An 11,086-nucleotide genomic window follows, 5' to 3' on the forward strand; every position below is an offset into this window, starting at 1 on the left:
CTCAACTTCCTTGCAGGGGCTTGGCATCCTGGAAGAAGTAGTCCTTCCACGATTCAGGCTTGTTTTTGATGGCGCCGACGCGGTAGAGGAATTCCGCCAGCGGGTAGGTGTTTTTTGGCGTGACGCTGAATTCGAACTGAGGGTTGTCGATGATTTTCAGCAATTCGGCGCGGTCGATCTTGGCCTTGGTGACGCGGATGTAAGTGTCGGCCGCCGCGCCTTTATCGTTCTGGGCGAATTGCGCGGCTTCGGTCAACGCCTCGACAAATGCCTTGTAGGTTTTCGGGTTGTCGTTGCGGAATTTCTCGGTGGCGAACAGCACCGTTGGCGAGTTCGGCCCCAGCAGGTCGTAGGTGTTCAGCACCACATGCACGTTCGGGTTGGCCAAGGCCTGATCCTGGAACGGCGGGTTGGAGAAGTGCCCGGTCAGTTCAGTGCCGCCGGCGATCAGGGCGGCGGTGGCATCCGGGTGCGGGACGGCGACGGTGTACTTGTCGAGGCGATTGAATTCCTTGTCGCCCCATTGCTTGGCGGCGGCGTATTGCAGGAAGCGCGACTGCACCGACACGCCCACCGCGGGCACGGCGATACGGTCCTTGTCGGTGAAATCGGCAATGGTCTTGACCTTGGGATTGTTACTGACCAGGTAGTAGGGGAAGTTGCCCAGGGAGGCCACGGCCTTGACGTTCTGCTTGCCATGGGTGCGGTCCCAGATGGTCAACAGCGGGCCGACGCCGGCACCGGCGATATCGATCGAGCCGGAGAGCAGTGCGTCGTTGACCGCTGCGCCGCCGGACAGCTGGGTCCAATCGACCTTGATGTCGAGACCTTCCTGCTTGCCGTATTTTTCGATCAGGTTCTGGTCGCGCACTACGTTAAGCAGCAGGTAGACGATACCGAACTGTTCGGCGATGCGGATCTCGCCTTCGGCCTGCGCAGCCGTCGGAGCCAGCAGGCTGCCGGCCAACAGGCTCATACCGAGGCCGACGGTCGTGGCCAGCCGTGCAAATGGGGTTTTCCTGGACATGGTCATGCTCCGAATCAGAAAGGCGCGTCGCCCTGGATGGTGGTGCGAAACAGCTTGCGGCGCAGATGGCTCGGGCAACCGGCGGCCAGGTGGATCAGCGAGCGGTTGTCCCAGAACACCAGGTCGTGGGGCTGCCATTGGTGGCGGTAGATGTTATGCGGCAGCACACTGTGGGCGTAGAGCTGGGCCAGCAGTTCGCGGCTTTCATCTTCCGGCAGGCCGACGATGCGGGTGGTGAAGCCTTCGCTGACGAACAGCGCCCTGCGGCCGTTTTCCGGATGGGTGCGCACGATGGGGTGAACCACTTCCGCGACTTGGGCAAGCTGCTCGGGCGTCAACGTCGGGCGCCAGTTGCCTTCGAATTTGGTTTCGCTGTAGCGCGCGGTATAAGAGTGTGCGGCACTGCGGCCTTCCACGGCTTTGCGCAGGTGCTCGGGCAGTTGGTCCCAGGCTTTGTGCATGTCGGCAAACAGGGTATCGCCGCCTTCGGACGGCAGCTCCTGGGCGTGGAGCATCGAGCCCAGGCTCGGCAGCTCTTTATAGGACAGGTCCGAGTGCCAGAATTTGCCTGCGTCACCCAGGCCGATGGATTGGCCGTTTTCGATGATGTTGGAGACGATCAGGATTTCCGGGTGGTTGGCCAGCAGGAACTGCTTGAGCACGTGGATCTGCAGGACGCCAAAGCGGCGGCTGAAAGCGATCTGTTGTTCGGGCGTGATGCGTTGATCGCGGAACACCACCACGTGGTGATCCAGGTGCGCGCGATGAATGCGGGCGAAATCCTGGTCGTTGACTGGCCGGGACAAATCCAGGCCGACAATCTCGGCACCGACGCTGCCGGGCAGTGGTCGAATCTCGAACGTTTGAGTGGCAAGGGTCGCTGTTGGAACAGTAGAGGTGGCGGACATGAGTTCACTCCCGGTCAGACAGGAGAGTGACTTTATAGGCATAAGAACGGTAATTTAAATACCGTTAGAGAATATATATATGCGGTAATGTCGCAATACACCAGCGGCGTGTCAGACCTGGCAAAACCCGCGCGTGGGCCGCCGGAGTCGAGCGTTGAAACGCTTACAAGCCGAAACCGTGCCCGTTTGACAAGCCTATGGGCAGCCTCTAGTGTGCATTGGATCCAATTAGCCACCCTATTTTAATAAGGAGGATAGCGTAACCGTGACGCAGAAGCCGAACCCGTTGAACAGCATCAAGATCACCGGCCCTATTCCCGCCCATCTTGCTCGCTCCGTGATTGAAGAAACCTTGCGCAATGCCATCCTTGATGGCCGCTTGCCCTGCGGTACCGCCATGCGTCAGCAGGAGCTGGCCAGCCTGTTCGGGGTCAGCCGCATGCCGGTGCGTGAAGCCTTGCGTCAGTTGGAGGCGCAGTCACTGCTGCATGTGGTCACCCACAAGGGCGCCGTGGTTGCACCGTTGATCGAAGACAATTCGGCTGAGACCTATGAGCTGCGAATGTTGCTGGAGTCTGAAGCCCTGCGTTTGTCGATTCCCTTGCTGACCGAAGCCGATATCGCCGAGGCAGACACGCTCATCTGTGCCCTGGAACAGGAAAAAGACTACACCGAGATTGGCCGTCTCAATCGCCTGTTCCACATGACCCTGTATGGCAAGGCCCCCAACCAGCGGCTGCTCAAGCTGGTGGAGCACGGGCTGAATGAGGAGGAGCGCTTCCTGCGTTTCAACCTCGAGGCGATGGGGCTGGGCGAAACTTCCCAGGAAGACCATCGTGAACTGCTGAACCTGGTGACACAAAAGAAGGTCGAGGAAAGCATCCTGACGCTTCGTAATCACCTGATGCGCGGGATGGACGTGATCACAACCTATCTCGATAACCTCGAAGCCGCCGCAAAGAAGACGCTCTAACATCGCGTAAGGTCGCTCGGCTTGCCCGTCGAGCACTGCGGGGTTCCCTACCTGGCCAAGTAGCGCCCCGCGCAGAAGAAACTTCCCACTCTTATAAAGTAAGTTACCGACAGCTTATATTATTTAGAAAAACATCTAATGCATTCATATACTGGCCAACTTGTTTAACCCGCTTATTATCTTTCATTACTAAACCAGCCACTTAATTCGACCGTGCAGCCCCACTTGCGTGAGCGCGCGTGCGCGCAAAGCCTGGTTTACATCTTTCTTATCTTTTTGCGGCATACAAAAGTCCAACGTTGTTTTAGCGACGACGCAATAATTTATAGGCATCAACTATGTACCCACCTTTACTGGAACAAAGAAAACGGCTGTTGTGCAGCCATCCGTTATTTCTGGAAATAACTTCGCTGGAAAAGTTACGACTGTTCATGGAAAACCATGTATTCGCTGTCTGGGACTTCATGACGCTCACCAAACGCCTGCAGCAGGACCTGACCTGCACTCGCCTACCCTGGCTGCCACCGGCCGACCCGCAAGCAGCACGCTTGATCAATGAGATTGTGCTGGGCGAAGAATCAGACTCACGCCCCAGGCAAGGCCATTGCAGCCACTTCGAGTGGTACCTGGAAGCCATGGTCGAAGTCGGCGCCAGCACCTCGGCGATACACCGTTTCATTGCACTGCTGCACCAGGGCGTGGAAGCAAGCACGGCCCTGCGCATGGCCGATGTTCCTGCTGGGGCCGCGCGCTTCGTCAGCGACACGCTGCACATTGCGCTGCAAGCCCCTACCCATTGCGTAGCCGCCGCATTCCTTCATGGGCGTGAGCGTGTCATACCAAGTATGTTCGAACACCTCCTGCAGCCCGATACGCTCATCCATCGCCAGGCACCGGCCCTGTGTGGCTATTTCAGGCGCCACATCGAGTTGGATACTGAACATCACGGGCCAGCAGCTGAGGAGCTGCTCGAACGCCTGGTGGGTGCAGACCCGGCTTATCCGCAACAGGCCCATGACGCAGCCCTTGCCGCCGTAGAAAGCCGTATCACGTTCTGGGACGAGGTGCGCGCCGCGCTGCACGAGGTGCACCCATGAATACCGCCGGCTACACCACCATCGCCGACGACTGGGAACGCCGCGCCACCATCCGAACCCGCCCTCGTCGCCTGCTGGAAGACGACAACAAGCTGATCTATCCACTGTGCCGTCAGCCCTTGGTACTCAACGCGACCTTCATGGAACATTGCTCGCAATGGCGCGACTTCGTGCTGGTGCAAAGCTTCTATAAGTTCATCCACGATGTGGTGATTTTCGAAACCGAAATCGTCGACAAGACCGCGCGCAGCATTGCCAAGAATCGCTTCTCGCTGCCCTTCCCGCTTGCCTGTCGCGTTGATGCGATGACGGTTGTGGTGGACGAGGACTATCACGCCTTGGTGGCCTTGGATTTCATGCAACAGACTGTCGCAATGACGGGCATACAGCCGATTGACCTGCCCGGGCATATCGAACTGAGTCGCGCGCTGCCGGCGGCGCAGGCGCAGGCTCCGGAACACCTGAGCGATGCTGTGGAGCTGATTGGCGTAGCCATCGCCGAAAACACCGTGACCCACGATGTCGCAGCGTTTTCCAAGGACCGCAGTGTCAAGGCCTCCATACGGGGCTTGATGGACGACCACCTGTTTGACGAAGGTCGCCACGCGCAGTTCTGGACGCGGCTGGTGCGCATCTACTGGCAAGCCGCGAGCCCGGAGGACCGTGACAGCATCGCTCACGTACTGCCGATATTCCTGGCACATTACCTGACCAACGACCTGCAGAAAAACTTCGACCTGCGCCTGATCGAACATCTGGACATCAGCGAGCGCCTGCGCGGTGTGCTGCGCGATGAAATATCAGCGCTGGCGTTCCCCATCACCCGCCAGCACCCGTTGATGGCCAATATCATGGGCTTCCTGCAACACAGCGGCGTGCTGCAAACGCCGAGCGTGGGACAAGTGCTGAACGACTACCTGTCGGTGTCGCAATGAGGTGCCTGACCATCGGCTGGTGCGGCACAAGCAAGGCACTGGGCGAAATCAGGCCAATGCTGGAACAGTACGGCCATGTTTCAGGGGATGAGGCCACCGACCTGTGGATTGAAGACGGCAGCCTGCCGTTGCCGGATGACGTGGGCGAAACCACCTGTATAAGTCTGCGCCTGGGGATTGGCCCGTTGAGCGACGGTGGGTTGCCTGCGCTGCAAGTGCGCGCCTATGACTATGGCCGACGCTTGTTCGCCGTGCTGGACATCGCCGAGGAGCCCAGTGGCAACGGCCAGCGATTGCGTCGGCAGGCAACAACCGCGCTGGTGGATTGGGTCGCGCTGCTGGTCAGTGGCTTCTCACGTGACCCCGAGTCTCTCTCTACACGCGCGATTGCCACTGACTGGCCCGACCACGGCCTGCACGAGCTTGAGCCGTTGGCATTTATGCATCGATTCAATCGTACGGCAAACCCTGCCCTGATCCAGGAAGCCCAGGTACCGGTGATCGAACGGGTGCAGGCCAGCCTTCACCTGTTCGCCGACCGGCCGGCGCTGAACATTGCGGGGCACACCGTGACCTACCGCCAACTGCACCTACAGGCCATGGCGATTCAGCTGCGATTGCGCCCGCTGCTGGAGACGCTTGAGGCGCCACCGGTGATCGCTGTATGCCTGGAAAAATCCGTGGAATTGTATGCCAGCATTCTTGCCGTACTGGGCAGTGGCGCGGTGTACCTGCCACTGGGACCTGATCAACCCACAAAACGCCATCGGGCCATGCTCGAAAACGCCGGGGCCCGCGTATTGCTGGACGCCGGCCAACATCCATTGCGGGAGCGTTTCATTTCACTGGATGTCAGCACAGTCGAGGCGCACAACGCCAATTCCGCATCCTCGCTGATGCACGATCGCCCCTGTTCGGATATGCCGTGCATGGTGCTCTATACATCGGGCAGTACGGGCCAGCCCAAGGGTGTGCTGCTCAGCCAAGCTAACCTGGCGCATTTCACCGCTTGGTTCGGGTCCTGCATGACGCAGGATGAACGGAGCCGCGTCCTGCAGTTTTCGCCCTTGGGTTTCGACTCGTCATTGATCGAAATCTTCCCCGCCCTGATTGCCGGCGCCGAGTTGATCGTACCCAGTGAGGAACAGCGACGCGACCCTGGGCAACTGTTGGAATTGCTCCGCCGACAGCGTGTCACTCATGCCTTCCTGCCGCCTGCGCTGCTCAATATCCTGCCGCCGGATCCCCCCCTGGGCGTGACGCATCTGCTCACCGGTGGCGATGCCTGCGAACCCCATGTAATCGAGCGGCTGGCGGGACGGTGCCAGTTGCACAACCTCTATGGCCCCACCGAAACCACGGTACTGATTACGCACCGGACGTTCGCCCCCGATGACAATAATCGTAATGTCGGCTACCCCATCGCCAATAGCCAGGTGCTGATCCTCGATGACGATCTGCAACCGGTGGATGAACAGGTGATGGGCGAGTTGTACATCGTCGGGCCCGGAGTGAGCCTGGGGTATGTGAATGCGCCGCGGCAGGCTGACAGCCCGTTCGTCGAACTGCTGGTGCCGGGCGGCCAAAGGCTGCGGGCCTACCGCAGCGGCGACTTGGCGCAGTGGAGCGCCGCAGGGATTGTGTTGGGTGGGCGTCGCGACGACCAGGTAAAGATCCGCGGTTTTCGGGTCGACCCCCGGGAGATTGAACAATGCCTGCGCAGCAGCAGGCTGTATCGCGAGCTGGCCGTGGTGATCGACCATGAAAGCAGGATCTGCGCCTTTGTCGCCCAGCCCGAACCCAACGCTACGCTGGTGGCCTTGCAGCAGCATGCGCGCCAGTGGCTACCGGACTACATGCAACCTGGTTTCTGGGTGGAACTGCCAGCCATTCCGCACAGCGACAACGGCAAGGTCGACCGCAAGGGGCTGCTGTCGCGCCCCTTCCTCCCCATTTTGCAGGCCACTCCCGGCGCCGCGCACACGCCGCTTCAAGCGCGATTGAGCGACCTTTGGGGTGAGCTGCTGGGCTTGCCCACCAGCCAGTTGCCCATCGATGAAAGCTTCTTTGCACTGGGCGGCCATTCGATTTTGCTGTCGACGCTGTTGTTGCGCGTTCGCGAGCAATTTGGCCGTAGTTTCGCGTTAAGCCATTTCATTGAAGTACCGACTATTCGTACGCTCGCAACGCTGATGGAGGAAGGTGAACTGCCAGACGCATCCTCTGTCCGAGCAGCCGTGGACGCTCAACGGGAGTGGGAAATCAATCCGTTGCAAGGGGACCGCGCAGGCAATCCGCACAAGGTGATCGTGACAGGGGCCAACAGCTTCGTCGGCGTCCATATTGTCGAGGCGTTGTTGAACGCCGGGGCCACCGAGGTGGCGTGCCTGGTGCGTGACTTGCCGGGGAGTCCTGCGATGGCTCGTTTTACCCAGGCGTTGCGTGACTACCAACTGGAACATCTGGACTTGAGCAGGGTGCGAGTATTCGCCGCCGATGTCAGCCTTCCGCGGTTGGGTTTGGCCTGTGACGCGTATGACGCACTCGCCGCAGACTTTGGCACGCTGGTGCACAACGCAGCACGGGTCAACCACGTGCTGGACTACGCCTCACTGGCCAGGGACAACGTCGACCCCATATTCGAATGCCTGCGCCTGTGCGAAACCCGCTGCAAGAAAGTCTTCAACTTTGTCTCGACATTGTCGGCCGCCAGCAGCATCAGCACGACGGGGCATGTGCTCGAAGCTCCGGCGGCAGCCACCCTGCCGCTGTACATCCGAAATGGCTACAACCTGTCCAAGTGGGTCGCCGAGCGGATCCTGGGGCGTGCAATCGAGCAAGGGGCCTGGGTGAACATCCATCGCCCTGGAAATATCAGCTTCAACAGCCATAACGGTATCTGCCAACCACAGAAGAATCGCCTGATGTTGATGCTCAAGGGATCGCTGCAGTTGGGCATGCTGCCGAGGTTGGACCTGAATTTCGACCTGATGCCCGTGGACTTTCTGGCTCGCTTCATTGCGTTCCACTGCAATCGCTTTCAAGCCGATAGAAGCGTATTCAACCTGCATAACCCACAACCACTGAGCTGGGAGCACTACCTGGATGCATTCAACCGGGCGGGCCACCGGTTCGAGCGGGTCAGTACTGCGCATTGGCAGCAGGCGCTGCGAACGGTAAGCCTGGACAATGCGATGTTTGGTGTCCTCGGGTTTTACCTTGATCGACTGGATGAAGATATCGGTGACACATCGATGATCCTCCATGACAACGCGCAACGCGGCGTTCAGCAGATGGGTGAGCAATACCCCGAAAAAGACCCGGCACTGCTGAGTAAAGGCTGCAACTACCTCAAGGCCATCGGCTTTCTTTGAACCGCTTCAGGACAACTTCATGAAACCGCTGCAACCCGATACGTTAATTCATAACCCGAACGGCCAGCCGATAGTGTCCTCTGTGGTGATCGACTGCCATGCCAATCGTCTATGGAACATGGTGGGGCAGTTTGCAGGCTTCGATGCGTTCATCCCTTCCTTGACGCATATCGAAATGATCGGCACCGGAGTGGGCGCTTTACGCACGAAATTTTTCCGCGATGGCAACCGCGTCGTAGAACAACTCAATAGCCGGGATGAGCAAGCGATGCACATGACCTGGACCACGATCTACAACACCCTGGGCGTGGCCAGGTTGTGGGCCGCAATCAAAGTGGAAGCGCTTGGAGCACACTGCTCCAAGGTAACCTGGACCATCATTGCCGACCCCCTGGAGACGGCACAGGAAGGATTTGAACAGTTTGTACAAGGCTTCGCAGACAGCGCGCTGGACAATGTTCGCCGCTTGCTGGGTAAGCAGTAGGAGCGAACCGGCTCGCTCCTACTCGTACACTCAGCGGCTCAGATCTTGAAGCTGTCGACCAGTTGCTTCAACCGATTGGCCTGTTGCGACAACGCATCGCAGTCTTTCAGGGTTTCGTTGAGGTTGGTCACACCCTGCTGGTTCAGCAGGTTGATCTGGTTGATATCGACGTTGAGGGTTTCCACCACGGCAGTTTGCTCCTCGGTGGCCGCAGCGACGGACTGGTTCATGCCGTCGATCTCGACAATTCGCTGCGTTACGCTGACCAGGCGCTCACCGGCCTGGTTGGCCACCTGGACACTTTCCTCGCTGGAGGTCTGGCTGGCATTCATGGTGGTCACGGCTTCACGCGAACCCACTTGCAGCGAAGTGATCATTTTATGAATCTCCTCAGCCGACTCCTGGGTACGGTGAGCCAGGTTACGCACCTCGTCGGCGACCACGGCAAACCCGCGTCCGGCTTCCCCGGCACGTGCTGCTTCAATCGCAGCGTTCAGTGCCAGCAAGTTGGTTTGCTGGGAGATGCCTTTGATCACATCAAGGATGTGGCCGATATTGTCGGTGCTGGCGTTCAGGGTTTCGATCTGAGTGCAGGACAGGCTGATTTTCTGCGACAGCTCCGACATTGCCAGGATGGTTTGCTCGACCACTTTACGCCCATCATCAGCCTGCTCGCTGGCACCGCTGGCGTGCTGTGAAGCATCGGCGGCGTTACGCGCGATTTCCTGGGTGGCAGCCCCCAGTTCGTTGATTGCGGCGGCCACGCTGTTGGTGCGTGCGCTTTGCTCATCAGAGCCGATGATCGAGGCGTTGGATGACGCCATCACACGCTGAGACAGGTCATGCACCTGACGTGTTGCAGAAGACACTTCGGAAATCGAGGCGTGGATACGCTCCACGAACCGGTTGAACGCGCTGCCCACTTCACCGAACTCGTCTTTACTGGTGACCGTCAAGCGGCGAGTCAGGTCGCCCTCACCTTGGGCAATGTCCTGCATGGCAATACCCATGGTGGTCAGGGGCCGCAGTAACACTTGAATCAGCAGGCTCAAGAGCACGGCAATCGCGACTACGGCGATCAGCATGGCGATCAATGCAGACGTACGGAATTTGCCCAACGGTGCGTAGGCTTTGTCTTTATCAATCGACAGGCCGATATACCAATCTGCACCGGGCAAGCCACTGATAGGTGTGAACGACAGGATGCGATCCTGGCCCTTGAGAACTACGTCCTGATTAACTTTCTCAATACGGACGTTAGTGCCCGGGTAGATGTCCTTGAGGTTTTTCATCACCTGGTCTTCGTCAGGACTTACGATGACTTGGCCGTCGCCGCTGACCAGAAACGCATGGCCGATGCCGCCGAAGTCCACCGAATTGATGATTTTCACCAGGGTTTGCAGGCTCAGGTCTCCGCCGACCACGCCGAGCAACTCGCCGTTCTTTTTCACCGGCATAGCGATAGTTACGATCTGCCCACCCACGGCGGCCATATAGGGCGGCGTGAGCATGGGTTTATCGGCAGCCACGGCTTGCTTGTACCAGGGACGCTGACGAGGGTCGTAGCCGTCAGGCATTTTTGCGTCCGGGCGCTGGGTGAACACACCGTTGGTTTGGCCAACGTAGGTGAACTGGAAGTTCGAGGTGAACGCCGGTTGATCAACCAACCCTGGAAGATCAGCAGCACTACCCTGATGGGCAACGTTTTGCGTCAGACTTTCGAGCACCAGTATTCGACCGCTAAGCCAGTTCTGCACACTACTCGCGGTGAGCTCACCGGACTGCTGGATAGACGACTCCAGATTCTGTTTGATGGTGCTGCGCTGCAGGTAATCGTTGTAAAGCGTGAATAACGCGAAGGCCAGAACCACAACGCCTGACGCGGCCAACAGAATTTTATGACTGAATTTGAGATTCATTTCATCGACTTCTTTTTGCCAAATGGGGGTGAGCGTGCCGAGAGGAACATTCCATGTACGGTATAGGCGGCGTCTCGGGCCGCTCTATTTCGGTGCACGCATGGCTCATCAGGCTTTCGGCCAAGCTGGAGGAAAGCTTAGGGAATTGTGGGATGAATCGTCCTTTTACGTAGGAAACCGACCAAAGGTTGTCGTACAAGATTTAGAAGTAAAAATTCTTCCCTATTACCTGCGTCGTGCTCTTAAAGCAGGTCAGTGCCATGAACCTGATTTTGGAGTTGGGTAGGCGTAGTTGCTGCTCGCTTACAGAGTTCATAAACCCTCTAAACGACAAAACCCCTGTCTGCATGAGCAGACAGGGGTTCTGGG

The 11,086-nt window shown here is 58.5% G+C and carries 8 protein-coding genes; 5 read left to right on the plus strand and 3 right to left on the minus strand.

Translation table 11 applies throughout. The features are described 5' to 3' along the window. Nucleotide 1 precedes the first annotated feature (1 nt). Nucleotides 2–1,027, minus strand: coding sequence for an ABC transporter substrate-binding protein (locus tag FX984_RS32160; RefSeq protein WP_108574894.1), 1,026 nt, complete (start codon nucleotides 1,025–1,027; stop codon nucleotides 2–4). A gap of 14 nt (nucleotides 1,028–1,041) precedes the next feature. After that, nucleotides 1,042–1,935 (minus strand): TauD/TfdA dioxygenase family protein, encoded by an 894-nt coding sequence (locus FX984_RS32165; protein WP_027608057.1) that lies wholly within the window; start codon nucleotides 1,933–1,935, stop codon nucleotides 1,042–1,044. A gap of 265 nt (nucleotides 1,936–2,200) precedes the next feature. Between FX984_RS32165 and FX984_RS32170 the strand changes: the two genes are divergently transcribed. The 5 genes from FX984_RS32170 to FX984_RS32190 all read left to right on the plus strand — a co-directional run bounded on the left by FX984_RS32170 (nucleotide 2,201) and on the right by FX984_RS32190 (nucleotide 8,798). Further along, nucleotides 2,201–2,908, plus strand: coding sequence for a GntR family transcriptional regulator (locus FX984_RS32170; protein WP_098480644.1), 708 nt, complete (start codon nucleotides 2,201–2,203; stop codon nucleotides 2,906–2,908). 338 nt (nucleotides 2,909–3,246) lie between these two features. Beyond that, nucleotides 3,247–4,005 (plus strand): DUF3050 domain-containing protein, encoded by a 759-nt coding sequence (locus tag FX984_RS32175; RefSeq protein WP_027608055.1) that lies wholly within the window; start codon nucleotides 3,247–3,249, stop codon nucleotides 4,003–4,005. Next, nucleotides 4,002–4,940, plus strand: a complete 939-nt coding sequence (locus FX984_RS32180; protein WP_146478332.1) for a diiron oxygenase — start codon at nucleotides 4,002–4,004, stop codon at nucleotides 4,938–4,940. Before FX984_RS32175 ends, FX984_RS32180 begins: the two co-directional genes overlap by 4 nt. Beyond that, entirely contained in the window at nucleotides 4,937–8,314 is a 3,378-nt protein-coding gene (locus tag FX984_RS32185) for an amino acid adenylation domain-containing protein (protein ID WP_146478331.1), read from the plus strand. The genes FX984_RS32180 and FX984_RS32185 overlap by 4 nt, the downstream gene beginning before the upstream one ends. Before the next feature lie 19 nt (nucleotides 8,315–8,333). Beyond that, a complete protein-coding gene (locus FX984_RS32190) occupies nucleotides 8,334–8,798 on the plus strand; it encodes an SRPBCC family protein (RefSeq protein ID WP_065940988.1) in 465 nt (154 codons plus the stop codon). A 38-nt stretch (nucleotides 8,799–8,836) separates the two neighbouring features. Here the strand turns inward: FX984_RS32190 and FX984_RS32195 are convergent, their stop codons facing one another. After that, nucleotides 8,837–10,717, minus strand: coding sequence for a methyl-accepting chemotaxis protein (locus FX984_RS32195; protein ID WP_027608051.1), 1,881 nt, complete (start codon nucleotides 10,715–10,717; stop codon nucleotides 8,837–8,839). Nucleotides 10,718–11,086: the final 369 nt, after the last annotated feature.

Source organism: Pseudomonas marginalis, assembly GCF_008692035.1.
GTDB classification, from domain to species: domain Bacteria; phylum Pseudomonadota; class Gammaproteobacteria; order Pseudomonadales; family Pseudomonadaceae; genus Aquipseudomonas; species Aquipseudomonas marginalis.